The sequence below is a fragment of the Caballeronia sp. DA-9 genome, from assembly GCF_051615025.1.
Lineage (GTDB): Bacteria > Pseudomonadota > Gammaproteobacteria > Burkholderiales > Burkholderiaceae > Caballeronia > Caballeronia sordidicola.
The window spans coordinates 87,566-109,982 of sequence record NZ_CP195133.1; the positions used below are offsets into that span (position 1 = coordinate 87,566).

Annotated in this window: 20 protein-coding genes and 1 tRNA gene; 16 read left to right on the plus strand and 5 right to left on the minus strand. The window is 60.8% G+C overall.

The window, feature by feature from the left end:
- Window positions 1-24: 24 nt before the first annotated feature.
- The 12 genes from ACRWA7_RS16565 to ACRWA7_RS16620 all read left to right on the plus strand — a co-directional run bounded on the left by ACRWA7_RS16565 (window position 25) and on the right by ACRWA7_RS16620 (window position 10,975).
- Window positions 25-678, plus strand: a complete 654-nt coding sequence (locus ACRWA7_RS16565) for a LysE family translocator (protein ID WP_438394997.1) — start codon at window positions 25-27, stop codon at window positions 676-678.
- Window positions 679-808: 130 nt separating this feature from the next.
- The gene (gene htpX, locus ACRWA7_RS16570) at window positions 809-1,666 is read left to right on the plus strand and encodes a zinc metalloprotease HtpX (RefSeq protein ID WP_438394998.1); all 858 of its coding nucleotides are present in this window, start codon (window positions 809-811) and stop codon (window positions 1,664-1,666) included.
- 213 nt (window positions 1,667-1,879) lie between these two features.
- Window positions 1,880-3,364, plus strand: a complete 1,485-nt coding sequence (rsmB, locus tag ACRWA7_RS16575) for a 16S rRNA (cytosine(967)-C(5))-methyltransferase RsmB (protein WP_438396861.1) — start codon at window positions 1,880-1,882, stop codon at window positions 3,362-3,364.
- On the plus strand, window positions 3,361-3,993 hold the full coding sequence (locus ACRWA7_RS16580; RefSeq protein WP_438395000.1) for a DUF4390 domain-containing protein: 633 nt from the start codon (window positions 3,361-3,363) through the stop codon (window positions 3,991-3,993). The genes rsmB and ACRWA7_RS16580 overlap by 4 nt, the downstream gene beginning before the upstream one ends.
- Window positions 3,983-6,412: an ATP-binding protein gene (locus tag ACRWA7_RS16585; protein ID WP_438395001.1), complete on the plus strand. Its 2,430-nt coding sequence runs from the start codon at window positions 3,983-3,985 to the stop codon at window positions 6,410-6,412. Before ACRWA7_RS16580 ends, ACRWA7_RS16585 begins: the two co-directional genes overlap by 11 nt.
- The gene (esaR, locus tag ACRWA7_RS16590) at window positions 6,413-7,135 is read left to right on the plus strand and encodes a response regulator transcription factor EsaR (RefSeq protein ID WP_060817538.1); all 723 of its coding nucleotides are present in this window, start codon (window positions 6,413-6,415) and stop codon (window positions 7,133-7,135) included.
- Between the two features lie 122 nt (window positions 7,136-7,257).
- Window positions 7,258-7,333 (plus strand) — tRNA-Phe (locus ACRWA7_RS16595).
- Between the two features lie 172 nt (window positions 7,334-7,505).
- A complete protein-coding gene (gene queC, locus ACRWA7_RS16600) occupies window positions 7,506-8,240 on the plus strand; it encodes a 7-cyano-7-deazaguanine synthase QueC (RefSeq protein ID WP_060817537.1) in 735 nt (244 codons plus the stop codon).
- Between the two features lie 2 nt (window positions 8,241-8,242).
- Window positions 8,243-8,875 (plus strand): 7-carboxy-7-deazaguanine synthase, encoded by a 633-nt coding sequence (queE, locus tag ACRWA7_RS16605; protein WP_438395003.1) that lies wholly within the window; start codon window positions 8,243-8,245, stop codon window positions 8,873-8,875.
- 25 nt (window positions 8,876-8,900) lie between these two features.
- Window positions 8,901-9,347, plus strand: coding sequence for a 6-carboxytetrahydropterin synthase QueD (queD, locus tag ACRWA7_RS16610; RefSeq protein WP_060817535.1), 447 nt, complete (start codon window positions 8,901-8,903; stop codon window positions 9,345-9,347).
- A gap of 174 nt (window positions 9,348-9,521) precedes the next feature.
- Entirely contained in the window at window positions 9,522-10,304 is a 783-nt protein-coding gene (locus tag ACRWA7_RS16615) for an HpcH/HpaI aldolase family protein (protein ID WP_438395004.1), read from the plus strand.
- Window positions 10,301-10,975 carry a tetratricopeptide repeat protein gene (locus ACRWA7_RS16620; protein WP_438395005.1) on the plus strand — a complete coding sequence of 225 codons (675 nt, stop codon included), beginning with the start codon at window positions 10,301-10,303 and terminating at the stop codon, window positions 10,973-10,975. The genes ACRWA7_RS16615 and ACRWA7_RS16620 overlap by 4 nt, the downstream gene beginning before the upstream one ends.
- A 66-nt stretch (window positions 10,976-11,041) precedes the next feature.
- On the opposite strand, the gene rodA is transcribed toward ACRWA7_RS16620, so the two are convergent.
- The 5 genes from rodA to ACRWA7_RS16645 all read right to left on the minus strand — a co-directional run bounded on the left by rodA (window position 11,042) and on the right by ACRWA7_RS16645 (window position 17,647).
- Window positions 11,042-12,190: a rod shape-determining protein RodA gene (gene rodA, locus ACRWA7_RS16625; protein ID WP_060817777.1), complete on the minus strand. Its 1,149-nt coding sequence runs from the start codon at window positions 12,188-12,190 to the stop codon at window positions 11,042-11,044.
- A 27-nt stretch (window positions 12,191-12,217) separates the two neighbouring features.
- Window positions 12,218-14,698, minus strand: coding sequence for a penicillin-binding protein 2 (mrdA, locus tag ACRWA7_RS16630; RefSeq protein WP_438395007.1), 2,481 nt, complete (start codon window positions 14,696-14,698; stop codon window positions 12,218-12,220).
- Window positions 14,699-14,776: 78 nt separating this feature from the next.
- On the minus strand, window positions 14,777-15,289 hold the full coding sequence (mreD, locus tag ACRWA7_RS16635) for a rod shape-determining protein MreD (protein WP_060817531.1): 513 nt from the start codon (window positions 15,287-15,289) through the stop codon (window positions 14,777-14,779).
- Window positions 15,286-16,404 carry a rod shape-determining protein MreC gene (mreC, locus tag ACRWA7_RS16640; RefSeq protein ID WP_438395009.1) on the minus strand — a complete coding sequence of 373 codons (1,119 nt, stop codon included), beginning with the start codon at window positions 16,402-16,404 and terminating at the stop codon, window positions 15,286-15,288. Before mreC ends, mreD begins: the two co-directional genes overlap by 4 nt.
- 199 nt (window positions 16,405-16,603) lie before the next feature.
- A complete protein-coding gene (locus ACRWA7_RS16645) occupies window positions 16,604-17,647 on the minus strand; it encodes a rod shape-determining protein (protein WP_017772379.1) in 1,044 nt (347 codons plus the stop codon).
- Window positions 17,648-18,017: 370 nt separating this feature from the next.
- Between ACRWA7_RS16645 and gatC the strand changes: the two genes are divergently transcribed.
- The 4 genes from gatC (at window position 18,018) to ACRWA7_RS16665 (ending at window position 22,403) form a co-directional block, all read left to right on the plus strand.
- On the plus strand, window positions 18,018-18,317 hold the full coding sequence (gatC, locus tag ACRWA7_RS16650) for an Asp-tRNA(Asn)/Glu-tRNA(Gln) amidotransferase subunit GatC (protein WP_438395010.1): 300 nt from the start codon (window positions 18,018-18,020) through the stop codon (window positions 18,315-18,317).
- A 106-nt stretch (window positions 18,318-18,423) separates the two neighbouring features.
- Window positions 18,424-19,995 (plus strand): Asp-tRNA(Asn)/Glu-tRNA(Gln) amidotransferase subunit GatA, encoded by a 1,572-nt coding sequence (gene gatA, locus ACRWA7_RS16655; protein ID WP_438395011.1) that lies wholly within the window; start codon window positions 18,424-18,426, stop codon window positions 19,993-19,995.
- A complete protein-coding gene (gene gatB / locus ACRWA7_RS16660) occupies window positions 19,992-21,470 on the plus strand; it encodes an Asp-tRNA(Asn)/Glu-tRNA(Gln) amidotransferase subunit GatB (RefSeq protein WP_438395013.1) in 1,479 nt (492 codons plus the stop codon). The genes gatA and gatB overlap by 4 nt, the downstream gene beginning before the upstream one ends.
- Window positions 21,471-21,566: 96 nt before the next feature.
- Window positions 21,567-22,403, plus strand: coding sequence for a PPK2 family polyphosphate kinase (locus tag ACRWA7_RS16665; RefSeq protein ID WP_438395014.1), 837 nt, complete (start codon window positions 21,567-21,569; stop codon window positions 22,401-22,403).
- Window positions 22,404-22,417 lie beyond the last annotated feature (14 nt).

Below are 22,417 nucleotides of genomic sequence, written 5' to 3' on the forward strand. Positions count from 1 at the left end.
GTCGTTTTTCAAAGGTCTCCCGCAATGCTCGGCATCACCGGTTTCACTCTGTTTATTCTGGCGGTTGTGCTTTTGAGCGTGACGCCGGGTCCGGACACGGCATATGTCGTCGGAAGAAGCGTGGCGCAGGGACGCGGGGCGGGCGTGGTATCGGCGCTGGGCATTGCGGCGGGCTGTCTCGTGCATACGATGGCTTGCGCATTTGGCCTGACGGCGTTGCTGGCGGCTTCCGCTACTGCGTTCACTATCGTCAAGTTTGCCGGCGCGATTTACCTGATCTACCTTGGCGTGAGACTGATCTTCAGGAAACCGGCCACGACCGTGGCTGCCGGACCCGGAGTTCCTGAATCACGCGTGAAACGCGAGCCGAAGTCGCTGCGGCAAGTTTTCATGCAAGGTTTCGTCACGAATGTGTTGAACCCGAAAGTGGTGTTGTTTTTCGTCTCGTTCATTCCGCAGTTCGTTGCGGCCGGCAGTCCGCACAAGACACTCGCGTTTCTTGCGCTCGGGTGCGTGTTTGTTGTCATCAGTACGTTCTGGAACACCATCGTGGCGTGGATCGCCGGCAGCGTGACCGAGAGATTTTCCGGCAAGCCGGGTGTCAAGCTGTGGCTGGACCGGGTGGTCGGCAGCGCGTTCGTCGGACTAGGTATCAAACTCGCAACTTCGCACAGGTGATTGAATTTTTCCGCAGCGCCCATATCTAACATTTTGCTTACAATCATGGCCGGTAGATTTGGTCAGGCAAATGGGCCGATAGGGCCGCTCGCGCTAAACGCGCATTGATATTTGGGTGAGGAGTTCAGACATGTTCAATTGGGTCAAAACTGCGATGCTGATGGCAGCGATCACGGCCCTTTTTGTCGTGATCGGCGGGATGATCGGCGGCAGCAAGGGTATGGCGCTCGCGCTGGTCGTCGCCCTTGCGATGAATTTTTTCTCGTACTGGTTCTCGGACAAGCTCGTGTTGAAGATGTACAACGCGCAGGAAGTCGACGAAGCGACCGCACCGCAGTTCTACCGGATGATCCGGGAACTGGCCACGCGCGCACAATTGCCTATGCCGAAGGTCTATCTGATCGACGAAGCCGCGCCGAACGCCTTTGCAACGGGCCGTAATCCGGAGCACGCGGCGGTTGCGGTGACTACCGGCATTTTGCGTGTGTTGTCAGAGCGCGAATTGCGGGGCGTGATGGCGCACGAGCTGGCACACGTGAAGCACCGCGACATTCTGATTTCGACGGTTTCGGCGACCATGGCCGGCGCCATTTCCGCGCTCGCGAACTTTGCAATGTTCTTCGGCGGACGCGATTCGGAAGGACGTCCGTCGAATCCGATCGCGAGTATTGCGGTGGCCATTCTTGCGCCGATAGCCGGCGCGCTGATCCAGATGGCGATATCGCGGGCGCGTGAATTTGAAGCCGATCGTGGCGGCGCGCAGATTTCGGGCGATCCGCAAGCGCTCGCGAGTGCGCTTGAGAAGATTCATGCGTATGCGTCCGGAACGCCGTTTCCCACGGCTGAGCAGCATCCCGCAACCGCGCAGATGATGATCATGAATCCGCTCGCGGGCGGCGGTATCGCGAATCTGTTTTCCACACACCCGGCTACGGAAGAACGTGTCGCCCGGTTGATGGAAATGGCGCGGACCGGCCGGATGGAGTGATCGCTTTTTGTCCGAGGCTGCATCTGATCGGGCCCGTTGCCACGAATCTGGCAGCGGGCCCGATCTTTTAAGTCGTTTTTATTCTTCGAAGTCCCTGGCCTTGTCCGTTTGGCCAATGTCGCTCTCGCCGATCTCGGGCCAGCATCGCTCACGGGCTACAATGCTTCGTTTGTGCGGACCGGCATCGGCCGGCTCGAACGCCTTCGCCCCGACATGACCGAAAAGCCTTCCCGACGCCGCGCCGTATCGCCCGCGGATAACATCCGTGCGTCGTCTGACGCCCGCCTCGCCACGCTTCACCTTGCCCCTGATTCACTGGCGTTCGCGCTTGACGCCGCCGCGCAAGCCGTCGGCGCTGTGCGCGCCGGCTCCGCGCTGCCCGCCGCTTTGCAGACGGTAATCGCCGCGACGCACGTGGCCGTATCGCGCGGCGCCACGCAGGACATTGCGTATCGCACCTTGCGTCGCCTTGGCGTTGCTGACGCGCTGCTCGCCAAGCTGGTGCGCAAGGCGCCGCCGCCGCATGTATCGAATGTGATGGCGTGCGCGTTTGCGCTGCTCGTGGACGACGAAGCCCACGCGGCCTACACGCCGTTCACTGTTGTCGATCAGGCCGTGAACGCCATTGCCGCGCGGCGCGAGTTCGCGTTTGCAAAGGGTCTGGTCAACGCCGTCCTGCGCACCTTTCTGCGCGAACGCGAGACCTTGCTCGCCGAAGTGCAGCGCGATCCGGTGGCGCGCTTCAACTATCCGGCGTGGTGGATCGACGCGGTAACGCGCGGCCAGCCGGACGAGTGGGAAAACATCCTCGAAGCGGGCAATCGGCAAGGCCCGTTGACCTTGCGCGTGAACGCGCGGCGCATGAGCGTCGAGCGCTATCTCGATGTCCTGAAAGGCGAGCACATTGAAGCCGAAGCCGCCGGCCTTCATGCCGTACGTCTGAAGACGCCAATGGCCGTGGACAAGATCCCTGGTTTCGCAGACGGCGTGGTCTCCGTCCAGGACGCAGGTGCGCAACTCGCCGCGCAGCTGCTGAACGTGCGCGACGGCATGCGCGTGCTCGATGCGTGCGCCGCGCCCGGCGGCAAGACCGGCCACGTGCTGGAGCTGGCGAACGTTGAAATGATCGCGGTCGAAAGCGACGCGGGCCGCGCACGGCGCATTGGCGAAAACTTGCAGCGTCTGAATGTGCAAGCCGAGATTCGTGTCGGCGATGCAGGCAATCCCGCCGACTGGTCCGACGGCGATCCGTTCGACCGTATTCTCGCCGACGTCCCGTGCTCGGCTTCGGGCATCGTGCGGCGTCATCCGGATATCCGCTGGTTGCGGCGTCCGTCGGACATTGCCGCACTTGTCGAAGAACAGCGCCGCATCCTCGCGGCGCTCTGGCCGCTGGTCGCCACCGGCGGCGAGTTGCTCTACGTAACGTGCTCGATCTTTCCCGAAGAGGGCGAGTTGCAGGCGCAGTGGTTTGGAGAGGCGCATGAAGATGCGGTACGATTGGACGCGCCGGGGCAATTATTGCCGACAGCCAGCCATGCCAGCGCGGCTCTGTTGCAAAATTCACCGGACCCGGTCACGAACTCGCTGACGGACAATTCAGGCGAGGCGCAACGTACCCGTTCAACATCGACGCGGGACACGGAGGCCTTTGCGGACCACGACGGATTCTTCTACGCGCGCTTTCAGAAACGGTGACGATCAAACGCTTTTTTCCGCTGCGACGCGCGCTCGCCGGCCAGACTCTGCCGGCCCTATTGTTGAGCCTTGCGCTGAGCTTCATGTTGAGTCTCACGCTGTCGTTTCTGCCAGTCGAGGCGGCGCAGGCTGATCCTATTGCCGTGCAGCGCGCGTCGCTGCAGGCTGACGGCACGGGCTGGAGTCTCGACGCGCGTTTTGATTTCGATCTCAACAGCAGTCTGGAAGATGCCGTGAACAAAGGTGTGCCGCTCTACTTCACGACTGATTTCGACCTGGCGCGGCCACGCTGGTATTGGTTCGACGAGGAACCGGTCAGCGTGTCGCAAAGCATCCGGCTGTCGTTCCAGCCGTTGACACGCGAGTATCGTGTGTCAACGGGTGGTTTGCAGCTCGGCTTCAGCACGCTTGCCGAAGCGCTCGCGGTGATCAAGCACGTGACATCGTGGCATGTGATCGATCGCAATCAGGTCAGGCCCGGCGAGACGTACACGGCGTCGGTGCGCATGCAACTGGATATTGCGTTGATGCCCAAGCCGTTCCAGATCGATGCGGTCAACAACCGCGACTGGAATCTCTCCTCCGACTGGAAGCGGTTCACTTTCACGGCGGCGCCCAATGCTAAATAAGCTCCGCCGCCGGCCGCTGCGCCGTACGAACATGACGAGCATCGTGGTCCGCGCGCTCGTGGTCACGGTCGCGCTGACCGCCATCCTGCTGCTCGTCATGCTGGCGCTCGCCAGTGCGAACACCGAGTTTTTCGATCGCTATTATCAGTGGCTCTATGCCGCGAATCTCGCGGTTGCGGTCGTGCTGATACTGATCGTGATCGGACTCGTGCTGATCATTGTCACGCGCGTCAGGAAGGGCAAGTTCGGCACGCGGCTGCTCGCCAAGCTCGCGTTCATCTTCGCGCTCGTGGGCGTGGTGCCCGGCGGGATCATCTATGTGGTGTCGTATCAGTTCGTGTCGCGAAGCATCGAATCATGGTTCGACGTGAATGTGGAAACCGCGCTCACGTCCGGCCTGAATCTCGGGCGCGGCATGCTCGATGCGTCGTTGTCGGATCTGCAGAACAAGGGCCGCCTGATGAGCGACCAGCTTGCGAGCGCCGATCCAACCAGCCTCACGCTCACGCTGCTGCGGCTGCGCGATCAGTTCAACGTGCAGGACGCGACAATTGTCGAACCGGCCCGAAGCGGTTCCGGCACCGCGCCCGACGTCCGCGTGGTCGCGCAGGCATCGAGCAATTTCGCCGCGCTCGTGCCCGACAACCTGCCAACGCCGCTGCAACTCAATCAGGCGCGTGGGCGTCCGTACGGCGCCATTGAAGGGGAAGTCGATGGTGATTCGAGCCTGACCGGGCCCAAGGGCGCGCTGAGGCTTCGCGTGATCGTGAAGATTCCGGATAGCTCGACGGCCGAACTTCAGCCGGCCGAGCGCTTCCTGCAAATCGAACAACCGGTCAGTACCGCGCTCGCGCGCAATGCCGACGCCGTGCAGCGCGCGTATCGCGAGTACCAGGAAAAGGCGCTCGGGCGTACCGGTTTGCGCAAGATGTATATCGGCACGCTGACGCTGGCGCTGTTTCTCGCGACCTTCATCGCAATGATGCTTGCGCTCGCGCTCGGCAATCAGCTCGCGCGGCCGTTGTTCCTTCTGGCGCAAGGCACGAAGGAAGTGGCCGAGGGCGACTATACGCCGAAGCGCGAAGTGAAATCGCGCGATGAACTGGGTTTTCTCACGCAGTCGTTCAACGCCATGACGCGGCAATTGTCCGAGGCGCGCGCGGCGGTGGAGAACAACCGGATCGCGCTCGAGCATTCGAAGGCATACCTCGAAAGCATTCTTGCGAACCTGACGGCGGGTGTGTTCGTGTTCGATCGCCAATTCCGCCTGACCACGGCCAATCGCGGCGCGGAACGCATTTTCCGGCAGCCGTTCAGCGGCTCGCTGAACTTGCCGCTGGAGCAGATTGGCGTGCTGGCCGAATTTGGCGCGATGGTGCGCAAGGCTTTCGCGGATCGCGATGCAGCCGCGAGCGGTAGCGGCAGGCCTATCGGCGATCGCGGACATTGGCAGCAACAACTTGCGGTTCCCGTGCCGGGCGAGACCGATCCGCTGACCTTGCTGGTCCGGGGCACGCAATTGCTGACATTGACCGAAAGCGATGCCGACGATGCCGAAACCACCGGCTACGTAGTCGTTTTCGACGACATCTCGGACGTCATCTCGGCGCAGCGTTCCGTTGCGTGGGGCGAAGTCGCGCGGCGGCTTGCGCACGAGATCAAGAATCCGCTCACGCCAATTCAGCTATCGGCGGAACGCCTGCAAATGAAGCTCGCCGATAAACTCGCGCCCGCCGACGCCGACGTGCTCAAGCGGGGCGCCACGACCATCGTGAATCAGGTTCAGGCCATGAAGCAGATGGTCGACGATTTCCGCGAATACGCGCGCACGCCGCCAGCGGTGCTGGGCAATCTGCAGCTCAATGACCTCGTGGCCGAAGTGCTGACGCTGTATGGCATTGAAGAAGGCAAGAGCCCGATCAATGTCGAGCTGACAAAACTGCCCGTGATCCGCGGCGACGCCACGCAACTGCGACAGGTGATTCACAACCTGTTGCAAAACGCACAGGACGCGGTCGCCGATGTTGCCGAGCCGCGCGTGCTGCTTGAAACGAAGACAGTAGAATATGGCGACCCCGATGCTTCCGGACATGCCCGCGTGGCGGTGCGGCTGACGGTATCGGACAACGGTCCTGGTTTTCCAGCGCGAATTCTCTCGCGTGCATTCGAGCCCTATGTCACCACGAAGGCAAAGGGCACGGGTCTGGGTCTTGCAACGGTGAAGAAGATCGTCGACGAGCATGGCGCCCGCATCGACATCCGCAATCGTTCGAAGACTGCGGACGTGATCGAAGGCGCGCAGATCTCGATTTTGTTCCTGCAACTCGCGGACGATACCGCCGAACCGGGCGCACCGCCGCCCACGGCGGCGGCGGGTCATGGAACGGCAAAAGCATTAGTGCAGACAAGGGCAGCGTAAATGGCAACCATCCTGGTGGTAGACGACGAAATGGGCATCCGGGAATTGCTCTCGGAAATCCTGAGCGACGAAGGTCACGTGGTGGAGACGGCGGAAAATGCGCAGCATGCGCGGGAGTACCGGTTGCGGCAGGCGCCGGATCTCGTGCTGCTGGACATCTGGATGCCCGATACCGACGGCGTGACGCTGCTCAAAGAGTGGGCGGCGCAGGGCAAGCTCACCATGCCGGTGATCATGATGTCGGGCCACGCGACCATCGATACGGCTGTTGAAGCCACGAAGATCGGTGCGCTCAATTTCCTGGAGAAGCCGATTGCCCTGCAGAAGTTGCTGAAGGCGGTCGAGCAGGGTCTCGCGCGCGGCAATGCGCCAGCGCCGGTGGCTTCGACCCCGTTGCGGCCGCCGCTGCCATCGGGCGCAACAGCGGTGCCGGCGTCGGCGGCATTGCCGGTGGCGTCGTCGCTGAATCTGGGCGGCGACGGCAATGGCGTGGCTCCAAGCCCGGTGGCGAATCCGGCGGGCGCGACTGCTTCCATCTCCTTCGACATCCCGTTACGCGATGCACGCGACGCCTTCGAGCGTGCGTACTTCGAGTATCACCTCGCGCGTGAAAACGGCAGCATGACGCGCGTCGCGGAGAAGACGGGACTTGAGCGCACGCACCTTTACCGGAAGCTGAAACAGCTTGGCGTGGACCTTGGCAAGAACAAGAGCGAAGCTTGAAGAGCATGCTCAGCAAGGTTTCCAGAGCGGGCGCCTGAAAAGGTCTGGCGACCGTTTCACGAAAAAAATAGGCAAAAGCGCTTGAGCGACATAATCCCCTTTGATATACTTTCGTTCTTCGTGGCCCGGTAGCTCAGTTGGTAGAGCAGCGGATTGAAAATCCGCGTGTCGATGGTTCGATTCCGTCCCAGGCCACCACAGTTGCAAAAAGGCCCGGAAACCGAAAGGTTTCCGGGCCTTTTCCATTGCGCGCCGACAATGCCGTCGAAACAGCGACATGCTAAAATCCTTGGTTCTTCAAGGACTTGGCTGATGTGCAATGAACTTTGATCGTTAGCCAGATCATGCGCAACCAACCAGGAGTTTCACGGTGACTCGAACAGACGCTAAAGACAGCGCGCTGGTGCTGTTTTCCGGCGGCCAGGATTCGGCCACATGTCTCGCCTGGGCGCTCGACCGCTTTTCAACCGTCGAGACGCTCGGGTTCGACTACGGGCAGCGGCATCGCGTGGAACTCGAATGTCGCGAGGGCTTCCGGGCATCGCTTAAACAGCAGTTCCCGAAGTGGGCCGACCGGCTCGGCGACGATCACACCATCGACCTGTCCGTGCTCGGCGCCATCAGCGACACGGCCATGACACGCGAGATCGAGATCGAAGCGACCGCGAATGGTTTGCCCAACACGTTCGTGCCAGGACGCAACCTCATGTTCATGACGATCGCGGCGGCCATTGCGTATCGGCGGGGATTGAAAGTGCTGGTGGGCGGCATGTGCGAAACGGATTTTTCGGGCTATCCGGATTGCCGCGACGACACCATGAAGGCGCTGCAAGTCGCGCTCAATCTCGGCATGGACAGCCGCTTCCTGCTCGAAACGCCGCTCATGTGGCTCGATAAAGCCGACACCTGGCGTCTGGCCGAACAGCTCGGCGGCGAAGCACTGGTGGAACTCGTGCGGGTGGAAACGCACACGTGTTACGTCGGCGAGCGCGCCGAGTTGCACGCGTGGGGTTTTGGCTGCGGCCAATGTCCGGCGTGCAAGCTGCGCAAGCGCGGCTTCGAGGCTTATCAATCGGGTGAGCAAGTCACCACGGAACCAGTCTGATCATGACGTATGCAGTAAAGGAAATCTTCTACACGTTGCAGGGCGAAGGCGCGAATGCCGGCCGCCCCGCCGTGTTCTGCCGCTTCGCCGGATGCAACCTCTGGTCCGGCCGCGAGGAAGATCGCGCGGAAGCGGCCTGCCAGTTTTGCGATACGGATTTTGTCGGCACGGACGGCGAGAACGGCGGCAAATACAAAACGCCGGCTGATCTGGTGGCAATGATTTCGTCGCAGTGGCCGCAGGGCGAAGCGCACAAGTTCGTGGTCTGCACGGGCGGCGAACCCATGCTGCAAATCGATCAGTCTTTTGTGGATGCACTGCACGCCGCGGGCTTTGAAATGGCGATCGAAACGAATGGATCGCTGCCGGTGCTGGACAGCATCGACTGGATTTGCGTGAGCCCGAAAGCGGGCGCGCCGCTGGTTGTGACCAAGGGCAACGAGTTGAAGGTCGTGGTGCCGCAAGACAACCAGCCGCTCGCCGATTACGCGAAGCTCGACTTCGACTATTTCCTCGTGCAGCCCATGGACGGTCCTTCGCGCGACATGAACACGAAGCTCGCCATAGACTGGTGCAAGCGGCATCCGCAATGGCGACTGTCCATGCAGACACACAAATACCTCAACATCCCCTAACGCGAATCACCCAAGCTGAGCCGACGTGCAGACGATTACCCGAAAACTCGAATTCGATGCGGGCCACCGCATCCCCGATCACCGCAGCCAGTGCCGTAATCTGCACGGTCATCGGTATGTGCTGGAAATCACGCTGCAGGGTGAACTCGTCGAAACCGAAGGCGCGCCGGATCGCGGCATGGTGATGGACTTCGCCGACGTCAAGGCGCTCGCCATGGAACACCTGGTCAACAAATGGGACCATGCGTTCATTGTGTATGCACGCGACGAAATCGTGCGCGGCTTCCTCGAGCAAATGGCGGATCACAAGACCGTTGTGCTCGACCGCATTCCCACGGTCGAAAATCTCGCGGCCGAGGCGTTCCGGATTCTCTCCGGCGTCTACGACGCCCATTACGGCGTCAATCTGAAACTCAAACGCATTCGCCTGTACGAAACGCCAAATTGCTGGGCTGACGTCGAAGGCGTCTGACGCGGTTCGGTCGCAACGCCGCCGCTCTCCGCGGCTTCGCTTTTGTCACGGTATGATCGTTGAAGATGTTGAACACGCCGCGCGCTTTGCTGCGGCGCATCTCAGCGACAGGCTAACGGAGCGAGACATGCCAGCGAATGCTTCCGCCACGGCTGATCCAGCGAGGATCACGCCATGAGCACCTACACCAATCTCCTCAAACAACGTTTCAGCGAGCCCGGCACGCTATACGGCATGTGGTTGTCGCTCGGTTGCGCGGACGTTGCCGAAGCCGTCGCGCACGCGGGCTTCGACTGGCTTTGCATCGATATGGAGCATTCTCCAAACGACAGCCAGGACGTCGTTTCGCAACTCCGCGCGATTGCTGCAGCGCATCTTCCGACCGAACCGATTGTCCGCGTGCCCGCGCATGATGGCTGGCTGGTCAAGCGCGTACTCGACGCCGGCGCGCGCACGCTGATGTTCCCGAACGTGGAGACGGAGCAAGAGGCGGCTCACGCCGTGCGGCTGACGCAATATCCGAACGCCGATGCGCGCGACGGCCTGCGTGGCGCGGCCGGCATGGTGCGCGCGGCGGCTTATGGCGTTCGGCGCGACTATGTGACGTCGGCGAATGCGCAGATATCGACCATCGTGCAGATCGAGTCAGAACTCGCGCTCGCGAACGTCGAAGCGATTGCCGCGACGCCCGGCGTCGATTGCCTGTTTATCGGGCCGGCGGATCTTGCCGCGAGCCTCGGGCATCTCGGTGATTCGAAACATCCCGACGTGCAGAAGGCGATCACGAAGATTATCGATACAGCGAAAACCGCTGGCATTGCGAGCGGCATTTTTGCGCTCGATGCCGCGAGCGCACGGCAATACGCAGAGGCTGGCGTGAAGGTGATTGCGCTGTCGTCGGATGTGAGCTGGTTGTTAAAGGCGACGCGTCAGGCGTTGCAGGAGGCGAGGGCATGAAACCCGGATTATTGGGCGCGGTTTGTGTAGCGTTGATGCTGACATATGGCGCGGCAAACGCACAGACGGTGAAGGGCAGCGACATGGCTACGCAAAACGCCGTCGCCGATTACAACGCCGGCAATTTCGGTGCGGCGCGCTCGGAGTTTCTTCGCGCGGCCAAGAAGGGCAGCCGTCTCGCCGAATTCAATTACGCCATGATGCTGGTGAACGGCGAGGGCGGCCCTGCTGATGTCGCCGAAGGCAAGAAATGGCTGCGCAAAGCCGCCGATGCCAACATGACGCAAGCGCAGTTCGTCTACGGCAAGATGTTCGATGACGGCCAGTTTGTGGATCGTGATCCGGCTGAGGCGCATCGCTGGTTTCTGCGTGCGGCGAACCAGGGACACGTGCAAGCGGAGCTTGCGTTGGCGAATCAGTTCCTCGATGGCCGCGGCACCCCGCGCGATAACGCCCAGGCCTTCGCCTGGTACAAGAAGGCGGCCGAAGGCGGCGACATGACCGCGCAATACGTGGCGGGATCGTTCTATGAGCGCGGCGGCGACGGCGTGCAGAAGAACATCAACGTGGCGCGCGCGTATTACGCGGCGGCGGCCGCGCAGGGCGATCCAGCGGCAAAGTTGAAGTATCAGCAACTGAGCGCAGAGCTTTCCCACGAACGGCCGCAGTAAAACAAAAGCCCGCGACGCTCAACCATCATCAGTCAAAGTCGCGGGCTTTTCGCATCAACACAACGGTTACGCTTTCATCAATCGCTTCTGTCGCGACACGCTCATGATCAGGCCGACCGCGACCCCAAGCGTGGTCAGCGCCGTACCGCCGTAACTCATGAATGGCAGCGGCACGCCGACCACCGGCAAGATTCCGCTCACCATGCCAATGTTCACGAACGCGTAGGTGAAGAACGCCATGGTCAGCGACCCGGCCAACAATCGGCCGAATAGCGTCGCCCCGTTCGCCGCGATAAACAATCCGCGCGCAATCAACGCCATGTAGAGAAAGAGCAGCACAAGGCCGCCGGCAAGCCCGAACTCCTCTGAAAACACCGCGAAGATAAAGTCGGTATGTTTCTCCGGAATGAACTCCAGATGCGCTTGCGTGCCCTTCAACCAGCCTTTGCCGAACGTTCCGCCCGATCCAATGGCGATCACCGCCTGAATGGTGTGAAAGCCTTTTCCGAGTGGATCGGAAGTCGGATCGAGCAGCGTGCAGATGCGGTGCTTTTGATAATCGTGCATGAGCGGCCAGTTCACTTCCGGCTGGCAAATCCGCTCCTGGAAGACGCCAATACTCGCCACCACCAGCACCGCAGCAATCAGCACCGGCACGATCAACTTGAAGCTCAAACCGGCGAAGTAGATCACGAATATGCCCGCTGCGAACACGAGCACGGCCGTTCCGAGATCGGGCTGTTTCGCGATGATCGCTACCGGCAACAGCAAGATCAGAAAGCCGACGATGTAATCCCACCACCGTATCTGTCCTTCGCGCCGCTGGAAATACCACGCGAGCATGAGCGGCATGGCGATCTTCATGATCTCGGACGGCTGGATGACAACGCCCACATTCAGCCAGCGTTTTGCGCCTTTTCGCGTCAGCCCGAACATGGCGACCGCAATCAGCAACGCCATGCCGAACGTGTAGAGCGGCACGGCGAAACGCATCAGCGTGGGCGGCGGGACGTTGGCGAGAATCCACATCAGCCCGAACGTCAGCATGATGTTGCGCAACTGGTCCTCGACGCGCCCGGGCACATCCAGACTCGCGCTGTACAGCGTCACGATTCCAACGCACAGCAGCAGGAACACAATCAGCGCGAGCGGTTTGTCGAAACCCGCGAACATGCGCTTCGTGCGGTCCAGCCAGGCGCGCTTGTCGAACTGCATCGCTTGCATGGCGGTTCTCCTTCTCGTCTACTCGTCGATGCCGCCAGATGGCGTCAACGTTTGAATGGGGTTCTTGCCGTTATTGCGAGGAATCGCCGCAGTGGGCGCAGGTTCCTTCGGCGGTTTGGGCGCGGGTACGGGCGCGGGCGACGCCTTGCGCGCTTCCTTCGCATTCGATACCGGCGCTGTTTCCTTCTGTCCATTGCTTGCGTTGCCGCTGGCGCGCGGCGTTTCGCGCGCTTCGGTTGCGACGGGCAGGATAGGTGCATGGGGTGTTGCGAGCGCGCGCAGCATCATTGCAGCCGGCGACGGAGGCGCGACCGGCGCTGCGGGCGCCGCAGCCGAAGCCGCGCTGCCTGCTTCGGCAGAAGAAGCCGATGACGCCGCCAAAGCTGAAGCCGATGAAGCCGATGAACCCGCCACAGCCGGTGAAGCCGCTGCCGCATTCGACGCCGCACCAGGCGCCGACGCCGCCGCCGGATTGAACGCCGGCGATGCAGCCGCCACCGATGCCGGCAACGCCGCGTCCACTGCCGACTGCGAGCCGCCAATCACGGGCGCCGTAGCGCCTTCCGTCGCCGAAGCCGCCGCCGCCACGGCCGCCGCTTCCGCGCCAGGTTTCAGCCGGTCGACGAGGTAATAATCGAGCACTCTCCGTGCAATCGGGCCTGCCGATTCCGCGCCCCAGCCGCCGTTTTCGACAATCAGCGCAATCGCGATAGTCGGATGCTCAGCCGGTGCGAACGCGATATACAACGCGTGGTCGCGCAAATGCTCGGCGGTCGCGTGACCCGAATAATTCGCGCCCTGCAACGAATAGACCTGCGCGGTCCCCGTCTTGCCGGCCGACAGATAAGGCGCGCCGCGGAAGATCTTTACCGCGGTGCCGTTGGTCACCACGCCTTCCATTGCGCGCTTGACGAAGTCTATGTCGGCCTGTTTCACGGCAATCTTGTCGCTGGGCGCGCGCACCGTGAGACGCACGGCCTTCGAGATGGGGTTCTCGACTTCCTTAACCAGGTGCGGCTTCATCACCACACCGTCATTGGCGAGTGTCGCCGTGGCGTGCGCGAGCTGCAAAATGGTGAACGAGTTATACCCTTGCCCAATCCCGAGGCTGATCGTCTCGCCTTCATACCAGCGCTGCTGTTCGGGCTTGCGATATGCCTTCTTCTTCCATTCCGTGGACGGAAGAATGCCGCGCGCTTCGCCGTTGATATCAATACCCGTGATCTGCCCGAAGCCCCACGGCTTCATGAAGCCGGCCATCGCGTTCACGCCGAGATCATGGGCCAGCATGTAGAAATACGTGTCGTTGGAGACCACGATCGCGCGATTCATGTCGACCCAGCCCTGACCCGCGCGCACGTCGTTGCGGAAGGTGTGGCCGCCGAACGTGTACGAGCCCGGATCCTGGAAACCCCAGCCCGGCGTGCGTTTGTGCAGCGTCAGCGCGGCCAGCGCCATGAACGGCTTGTAGGTCGAACCCGGCGGATACGTGCCGTGCAGCGGGCGATTCAACAGCGGGTGATCGGGCGAATTGTTGAGCGAATCCCAGGTCTGCTGGTCGATACCATCGACAAACGAATTTGGGTCGAAGCTCGGCGCCGACACGAACGCGAGCACGTCGCCCGTCGATGGTTCGATTGCCACCAGCGCGCCACGCTTGCCCGCGAACGCCTGCTCGGCGACCTGCTGCAAACCGATATCCAGCGACAACACCAGGTTGTTCCCCGGCGTGGCTTGCGTACGCGACATCGTGCGAACCGGCCGGCCGCCCGCCGTCACTTCCACTTCCTCGAAGCCCGTCAGCCCATGCAACTCGGTCTCGTAGCTTTGCTCGACACCGATCTTGCCCATGTAATCGGTGCCCTTGTAATTGTTCGCGTCCAGGCGCGGATCGTAGTGATCGGTATCGGCGTCGTTCTGGTCGCTCGCTTCGTCGATACGCTCCTGGTCGCGTTGCGAAATCCGCCCGATATACCCGATCACGTGCGCCGCCGTCGGCCCCAGCGGATATTGACGGAATAGCCGCGCGCGCACTTCCACGCCGGGGAAGCGAAAGCGCTGCGCAGTGAAACGGGCGACCTCTTCGTCGGTGAGACGGGTGCGGATAGGTAGGCTCTCGAAGTTCTTCGAGTCTTCCAGCAGCTTCTTGAAGCGCCGCCGGTCGCGCGCATCGACGGGAATCACGGTCCCGATGCGGTCGATTTCATCGTCGAGCGTGGTGTTGATCTTCGATGGCGTGATTTCCAGCGTGTACGCCGAATAATTCTTGGCGAGCACGACGCCGTTGCGGTCCGTGATGATCCCGCGGTTCGGCACGATGGGCGCGACCGAGATGCGGTTTTCGTCGGCTTGCAGTGAGTATTTGCTGAAATGCCAGACCTGCAGGTACAGGAAGCGCAGGCCGATCAGCCCAAAGCAGACGAACACGAACAGGCCGGCGGCTGCCACGCGCAGGCGAAACTTCGATAACTGTTGTTCGGCGTTCTGAAATTCGGTCATGCAATCTTCGCGGGGACCGCGTGTATGGCGACTGTGGTGTGCGGCTTGGCAGACACGCGGACAGGCGCTTGAATCAACTCAGATGGGACGTGTGTCGTCGGGATCGGTGGCGCGGCGCTGCGGAATCAGCAGCAGGAAACTGGCGAGCGGCCACAAAATGGCTTCCACGAATCCATCGATCAGATAACCCCAGCCGGGAAACGCCGCGCCGGTCAAGAGGCGAATCACGAACGGAACGATCTGCGCGCCGATCAGCAATGGCGCGACCACGAACGTCTGCACCGGCAACGACATCCACAATACGCGCCTGTGAATGGTAATGGCGCCGTACGACAGCAGCGTATACGCGAGTGCATGCTCACCGAGCAGACTTGCATTGTGAACGTCCATCAACATGCCGAGCAAAAACGCGATGCCCATTCCGACACGACGCGGCTGGTGAACGTTCCAGAACAACAAGACCACAGCCACGAAATCAGGCACGCCGAACATCCGGCCCCACGGCATCAGGTTGAGCAGGAACGCAGCGGCGAGGCTGAAAGTAATGAAGTACGGATTGACCGGCTGCAGGATGTATTGCGGGCGGCTCATGGCGTGCCTCCGGGCGCGGGCTTGCGGACAGGCTCTTTCCTGGCGTGCTCGGATTTCCTGCTTGCCCTGGGCTCGGGTTTCTTAACGGCAGCAGCTTCGGCCTTGTTCGCGGCAGCGTCGGATGCGGTTGCGGCCGACGCCGCCGGCGTTGAGGCAGGAACCGGATTTGCCGCGGCCGGCGCGCTGCCGCTTTTCGCGGGCGACGCCTTTTTCTTGCCCTTGTTTTCCTTCGCTTCCTTCGCGGCGGCCGCGGCCTCTATCTCTTCAGGATTCGGCGGCTGGTTGACCTCGTAATGCAGCACGAGCAACTGGCGCGCGCCGCGCACTGGCGCAATGGGCAGGCAGACAACGCGAGCGAACGCGGTATCGGCTTGTTTATCGACGCGCACCACCTTCGCCACCGGCAACCCCGGCGGATAGATTCCGTCCAGGCCACTTGTTACGAGCTGGTCGCCGGTTTGTACGTCGGCGCTGATGGGCACGAAACGCAGGTCGAGCGTGTCGCCCTTCGGCGTGCCATAAATCACGCTGCGCAATCCGGTGCGCACTATCTGCACGGGCACAGCCTGGTCCTTGTCGGAAAGCAGCGTGACTTCGGATTGCAGCGGGAACACGCGCGTGATCTGGCCGATCACGCCATCTTCGTTGACAACCGGCGCGCCGTCCTGAATGCCTTGCTGCGAACCCTTGCCAATCACGACTTTCTGCGTGAAGGGATCACGCGTGTCGTATTGCACTTCAACAGGAATGGTTTGCGTGACAGCGCGCGTTTGAAGCTGCAACAGCGAACGCAAATGCGCATTCTCGACGTTAAGCTGAGACGCGTCGCCCGCTTTCACCGACAACTCCAGGTTCTTTTCCTTCAGCTTCGAATTTTCGGTACGCAGGTTTGCGCTGGTCACCGCCAGATCGGCGGCGCCCATGAAGATGTCGCGCGGCACGAGCGCGGCGCGCTGCAACGGGTATAACCCCGCGCCCAGCACGCCGCGCACGATTTCAAGCGTGTTGAAACGTGCGTCGGAAATCAGCAAGGCGATAGCGAGCACCACGAAGAAGATCAATCGCGCGAGAGCGGATGGACCTTGCTTAAAGAGTGGCGGCGGACTGTATTCCATGGTCGGCGCCGAGGGCGTGAGCAGTTAAATCGATGCTGCGGGCCCGCGTGGAGCGGCGGCCCTGCCCGGCGCAGCGCGTTGCAGCCCGGGTAAGACCGGGCCACATGAACGCTTGCGCAAGTCGCATACCTCGCGCACGTCGCAGTTGTTCCATTGAGCGAGTGCGTGCTGTGGGCGCCTTCGTAAAAGGCGTCAAGGCTTACTCGTAGGAGAAGATGCTGCCGAGCTTGTCCATGCGTTCGAGCGCCATGCCCGAACCGCGTACGACGCACGTCAGCGGATCTTCAGCAACGAGCACCGGCAGGCCGGTCTCTTCTGCAAGCAGCCGGTCCAGATCGCGCAGCAACGCGCCACCGCCGGTCAGCATCATGCCGCGTTCGGCAATGTCGGCGCCCAGTTCCGGCGGCGTCTGTTCCAGCGCGATTTTCACCGACGAAACGATCTGGTTCAGCGGATCGGTCAGCGCTTCAAGAATTTCGTTGCTCGAAATGGTGAAACTGCGCGGAATGCCTTCTGAAAGATTACGGCCCTTGACTTCCATCTCCTTGACTTCGGAGCCAGGGAATGCCGAACCGATTTCCTTCTTGATGGCCTCGGCCGTTTGCTCGCCGATCAACATGCCGTAGTTGCGGCGAATGTAATTGACGATGGCTTCGTCGAACTTGTCACCGCCCACGCGCACCGAACCCTTGTACACGATACCGCCAAGCGAGATCACGCCCACTTCGGTTGTGCCGCCGCCGATGTCGACGACCATGGAGCCCGTGGCCTCGGAAACCGGCAGGCCGGCGCCGATGGCAGCCGCCATGGGTTCTTCGATCAGATAGACCTGCGACGCGCCGGCGCCATGAGCCGCTTCCTTGATCGCGCGGCGTTCGACCTGGGTCGAGCCGCAGGGCACGCAGATGATGATGCGCGGCGAGGGCGAGAACATGCGCGACTCGTGAGCCGTCTTGATGAACTGCTTGATCATCTGCTCGGTGACCGTGAAGTCGGCGATCACGCCGTCCTTCATGGGCCGGATGGCTTCAATGTTGCCCGGCACCTTGCCGAGCATTTGCTTCGCTTCGCGGCCGACAGCCTGAATGGTTTTCTTGCCATTCGGACCGCCTTCCTGGCGAATGGAAACCACCGATGGCTCGTCAAGAACGATGCCCTTGCCACGCATGTAAATCAGCGTGTTGGCGGTGCCGAGATCAATCGCCAGATCGTTTGAAAAGTAGCTGCGCAAAAAACCGAACATTCAAAAATCCTGTCTCGCTGGGAGCCGTGCCTCGCTTCGAGCGCCAAAGGACGGCAGCGGAAAAAAATGGCAGCCTGCAGCCGGACTTAACTGGTCGCGAACATTGCAAGACTGCGAAGAAAATCTACCGGAGGATGCAAGCAAACCAGGCGCACATTTCTCTTAAAAACCTGTAACAAAGAAAAGGCCGCTGGCAAGTCGATCCGGATTTGGGTCGAACGCGTAATGATACCTTATAATTTTGGGGTATTCGAAGGAAAAGGACGGTACATTTTGCCATCGTCAGGCCTGCTTTCTAAGGCTCCTTATCTCGAATTGAAGTCGCGCTGTTTTTAGTGCGAAAGTCGTAAAAATAGACCGGTGAAAACATATGTCTCTGACCCTGACCGATGTAAAACGCATTGCGCACCTCGCGCGGCTGGAGTTGCCCGAGCACGAAGCCGAACCGACTCTCGCGCGCCTGAATGATTTCTTCGGTCTCGTGGAGCAGATGCAAGCTGTGGACACCGCAGGAATCGAACCGCTTGCTCATCCGATCGAACAGATCCAGCAAGTCGAACTGCGTTTGCGAAACGACGCTGTTACAGAGCGTGTAAACCGCGAAGAGTTCCAGCGGCCCGCGCCCGCCGTGCGCGACGGCTTGTATCTCGTGCCGAAAGTGATCGAATAGGCGGCGCGGCCGAATTGCAACGGCAACGCAACGGCAACGACACAGCAACGCAACATCGCACGAAAATTAAAAGGCGCGGCACACGGCGTCTATCAGGAAGAACGCAATGCATCAGAAAAGCTTGACCGAACTGCGCGCGGCACTCGACGCAAAAACCATCTCTGCCGTCGAACTCGCGCAGGTGTTTCTGCAGCGTATCGACGCCGCCCGCGATCTCAACGCGTTCATCAGCGTCGATCACGATCTCACCGTCGAGCAAGCCAAAGCGGCCGACGCGCTTATTGCCAAAGGCGAAGCAGGTCCGCTCACCGGCCTGCCGATCGCGCACAAGGACGTGTTCGTCACGCGCGGCTGGACGTCGACGGCGGGATCGAAGATGCTCGAAAACTACACGAGCCCGTTCGATGCCACCGTTGTCGAGCGCTTGAAGAGCGCGGGCGTGGTGACGCTCGGCAAGACCAACATGGACGAGTTCGCGATGGGTTCGTCGAACGAAAACTCGTACTTCGGCCCGGTCAAGAATCCGTGGGACCTGAAAGCCGTGCCGGGCGGATCGTCGGGCGGATCGGCCGCGGCGGTCGCCGCGCGGCTCGCCCCTGCCGCCACCGGCACGGACACGGGCGGCTCGATTCGGCAGCCGGCATCGTTCACTGGCATTACCGGAATCAAGCCCACGTATGGACGCGTTTCGCGTTACGGCATGATTGCGTTCGCCTCGTCGCTGGATCAGGGCGGACCGATGGCCCGCAGCGCCGCCGATTGCGGCGTGCTGCTCAACGCGATTGCATCGTTCGATCCGCGCGACTCGACGAGCCTCGAGCGTGACGACGAGGACTACACACGCTATCTCGGCCAGCCATGGTCGGGTCATGACGCGAACAAACCGCTTGCGGGCTTGCGCATCGGCTTGCCGAAAGAGTTTTTTGGCGAAGGACTCAGCGCCGAAGTTCGCAGCGCCGTGGACGCCGCGCTGAAGCAATACGAGGCGCTAGGCGCAACGCTCGTCGATGTATCGTTGCCGAAGACCGAGTTGTCCATTCCTGTGTACTACATCATCGCGCCGGCGGAAGCGTCTTCTAATCTGTCGCGTTTTGATGGCGTGCGTTATGGCCATCGCGCGGCCGGGTACACCGACCTGCTCGACATGTACAAGAAGTCGCGCGCCGAAGGTTTCGGCCCGGAAGTGAAGCGCCGGATTCTGGTCGGCGCGTACGTGTTGTCGCACGGCTACTACGACGCGTATTACCTGCAGGCGCAGAAAATCCGCCGCATCATCGCGCAGGATTTCCAGGAAGCATTCAAACATTGCGATGTCATCATGGGACCGGTCGCTCCATCGGTTGCATGGAATCTCGGCGAGAAAACCGACGATCCCGTCCAGATGTATCTTGCCGATATCTACACGTTGTCGATCAGTCTCGCCGGCTTGCCGGGCATGAGCGTGCCGTGCGGCTTTGGCGCCGCGGGCTCGGCGCATGCCACGCGGCCCGTTGGCTTGCAGATCATCGGCAACTATTTCAACGAAGCCCGGTTGCTGCAGGTCGCCGACGCATTTCAGCGCGCGACCGACTGGCATTTGAAATCACCGGCGTGGGAGGAACTGTCCCCATGCTCAACTGGTTCGCTGTCCCCCGAGGGGGCGCATGCCTCCCTTGAGGCGGCTCGGCGGGAGGCATGAATATGCAGTGGGAAGTTGTGATTGGTCTTGAGACGCACGCGCAGTTGTCGACGGTCTCCAAGATTTTCTCGGGCGCCGCCACGCAATTCGGCGCCGAGCCGAACACGCAAGCATGCCCGGTCGATCTGGCCTTGCCCGGTTCCTTGCCTGTAATGAACCGCGGCGCCGTGGAGCGCGCGATTCGCCTGGGCCTTGCGATAGGCGCGACGATCGCGCCGCGCAGCATTTTCGCGCGTAAAAACTATTTCTATCCCGATCTGCCAAAGGGCTATCAGATCAGCCAGTTCGAGATTCCGGTCGTGCAGGGCGGCAGCGTCACGATCCACGTTCCGGCGAACGAGAAAACCGGCAAGGCCGCATACGATAAAACCGTCAACCTGACGCGCGCGCATCTGGAAGAAGACGCGGGCAAGTCGTTGCATGAAGACTTCGCGGGCATGACCGGTATCGATTTGAATCGCGCGGGCACGCCGTTGCTCGAGATCGTGACGGAGCCGGAAATGCGCAGCGCCGCCGAAGCCGTGGCGTATGCAAAGAGCTTGCATACGCTCGTGCAATGGCTCGGCATTTGCGATGGCAACATGCAGGAAGGATCGTTCCGCTGCGACGCGAACGTGTCGGTGCGTCCGGTCGGCCAGGCCGAGTTCGGCACGCGCGCCGAGATCAAGAACCTGAATTCGTTCCGTTTTCTCGAAGAAGCGATTCAATATGAAGTGCGCCGGCAGATCGAGTTGATTGAAGACGGCGGCACGGTTGTGCAGGAAACGCGTCTGTACGATCCGGACAAGCGCGAAACGCGGTCCATGCGCAGCAAGGAAGACGCGCACGATTACCGCTATTTCCCTGATCCGGATCTGATGCCTTTGGTGATAGACGAAGCGTGGATTGCGCGCGTTCGCAGTGAGTTGCCGGAGTTGCCGGAAGCCATGCAGACGCGGTTTGTCCTGGAGTACGGCGTTACACCGTACGACGCGGTCGGACTGACGTCGTCGCAAGCCATGTCTGCTTACTTCGAAGCGGTGGTCGCCAAAACCGGCGACGCGAACGCCAAGCTCGCGGCAAACTGGTTGATGGGCGAAGTATCGTCGCAACTGAATCGCGAATCGCTGGATATTGGTAACTCGCCCGTTTCTCCCGCGCAGCTTGCACTCGTAATCCAGCGCATTGCAGACGGCACTATCTCGAACAAGATCGCGAAGGATATTTTCCAGGCGATCTGGGAAGAGAAAGCCACCGACGAAGCGGCGGCCGACCGGATTATCGAAGCGAAGGGGTTGAAGCAGATTTCGGATTCGGGCGCGCTGGAAGCGATTATTGACGAGGTGATGGCCGCCAATCAGAAGTCGGTCGATGAATATCGCTCGGGCAAGGAAAAGGCGTTCAACGCGCTGATTGGCCAGGCAATGAAAGCGACGAAAGGCAAGGCAAATCCGCAGCAAGTCAACGAACTTTTGAAGAAGAAATTATCCTCTTGATTCAATGACTGACGGCTGAAGTACTCGTGGGTTGCTGCTGGGCTGGTCTGGCAGCAACCCTTTGTTTTAAGAACGGTGGTAAGCAGGAGCGCGTGCGTGGCCAAGAAACCTGATCTCGACGATTATCGCGTGCCTCACTTCGACTCGAAGAAGCCGAAAGCCTTTGATCTTGCTTCTATTGACTCCGCATCGAAGCCATTTTCGTTGGGATCGAAAGACGAAGATCGCGCGCGTTTGAGCGAGCTGAACGCGGCGCTCGACACATTGCAGGACAAGTTGCACACGCAGCGCAAGCAACGCGTCTTGCTGATCTTGCAGGGCATGGATACAAGCGGCAAGGATGGCACCATTCGCGGCATTTTCCAGGACGTCGATCCGCTCGGATTACGAATTGTGCCGTTCAAGGCGCCTTCCGAAGTTGAAGCGGCGCATGATTTTTTGTGGCGCGTTCATTCGCAGGCGCCGGCTGCGGGCGAACTGACCGTATTTAATCGCAGCCAGTATGAAGATGTGCTCGTGCCGCGGGTGCTGAAACAAATCGACAAAGCCGAATGCGAGCGTCGATACGCGCATATACGCAACTTTGAAGCGCTTTTAGCCGATAACGGCACGACTATCGTGAAATGCCTTTTGCATATTTCGAAGGACGAGCAGAAAGCGCGCTTGCAGGCGCGCATCGATAATCCGGAAAAGCATTGGAAATTCGATCCGGCCGATCTCGAAGCACGAAAGCAATGGGACGATTATCAGCAAGCTTATGCGGACGCGCTGGGCGCTACGTCGACCGAATTTGCGCCATGGTTTGTCATTCCCGCTGATTCAAAAACGCATCGTAACGTCATGGTCGCGGAATTGATCACGCGCACCATGCAGGATTTGAAGCTCGAATATCCGCCAGCGAAAGAATCGCTGAAGGGGATCAAGGTCGAGTAGTTCACCAACATACA

Coding starts and splice junctions, on each gene's coding strand:
- rsmB (WP_438396861.1), top strand. CDS start 1,880: ATGACCGAAAAGCCTTCCCGACGCCGCGCCGTATCGCCCGCGGATAAC.
- ACRWA7_RS16645 (WP_017772379.1), bottom strand. CDS start 17,647: ATGTTCGGTTTTTTGCGCAGCTACTTTTCAAACGATCTGGCGATTGAT.
- ACRWA7_RS16565 (WP_438394997.1), top strand. CDS start 25: ATGCTCGGCATCACCGGTTTCACTCTGTTTATTCTGGCGGTTGTGCTT.
- mreC (WP_438395009.1), bottom strand. CDS start 16,404: ATGGAATACAGTCCGCCGCCACTCTTTAAGCAAGGTCCATCCGCTCTC.
- htpX (WP_438394998.1), top strand. CDS start 809: ATGTTCAATTGGGTCAAAACTGCGATGCTGATGGCAGCGATCACGGCC.
- ACRWA7_RS16585 (WP_438395001.1), top strand. CDS start 3,983: ATGCTAAATAAGCTCCGCCGCCGGCCGCTGCGCCGTACGAACATGACG.
- queE (WP_438395003.1), top strand. CDS start 8,243: ATGACGTATGCAGTAAAGGAAATCTTCTACACGTTGCAGGGCGAAGGC.
- ACRWA7_RS16620 (WP_438395005.1), top strand. CDS start 10,301: ATGAAACCCGGATTATTGGGCGCGGTTTGTGTAGCGTTGATGCTGACA.
- gatA (WP_438395011.1), top strand. CDS start 18,424: ATGCATCAGAAAAGCTTGACCGAACTGCGCGCGGCACTCGACGCAAAA.
- esaR (WP_060817538.1), top strand. CDS start 6,413: ATGGCAACCATCCTGGTGGTAGACGACGAAATGGGCATCCGGGAATTG.
- gatB (WP_438395013.1), top strand. CDS start 19,992: ATGAATATGCAGTGGGAAGTTGTGATTGGTCTTGAGACGCACGCGCAG.
- rodA (WP_060817777.1), bottom strand. CDS start 12,190: ATGCAGTTCGACAAGCGCGCCTGGCTGGACCGCACGAAGCGCATGTTC.
- mreD (WP_060817531.1), bottom strand. CDS start 15,289: ATGAGCCGCCCGCAATACATCCTGCAGCCGGTCAATCCGTACTTCATT.
- ACRWA7_RS16615 (WP_438395004.1), top strand. CDS start 9,522: ATGAGCACCTACACCAATCTCCTCAAACAACGTTTCAGCGAGCCCGGC.
- gatC (WP_438395010.1), top strand. CDS start 18,018: ATGTCTCTGACCCTGACCGATGTAAAACGCATTGCGCACCTCGCGCGG.
- mrdA (WP_438395007.1), bottom strand. CDS start 14,698: ATGACCGAATTTCAGAACGCCGAACAACAGTTATCGAAGTTTCGCCTG.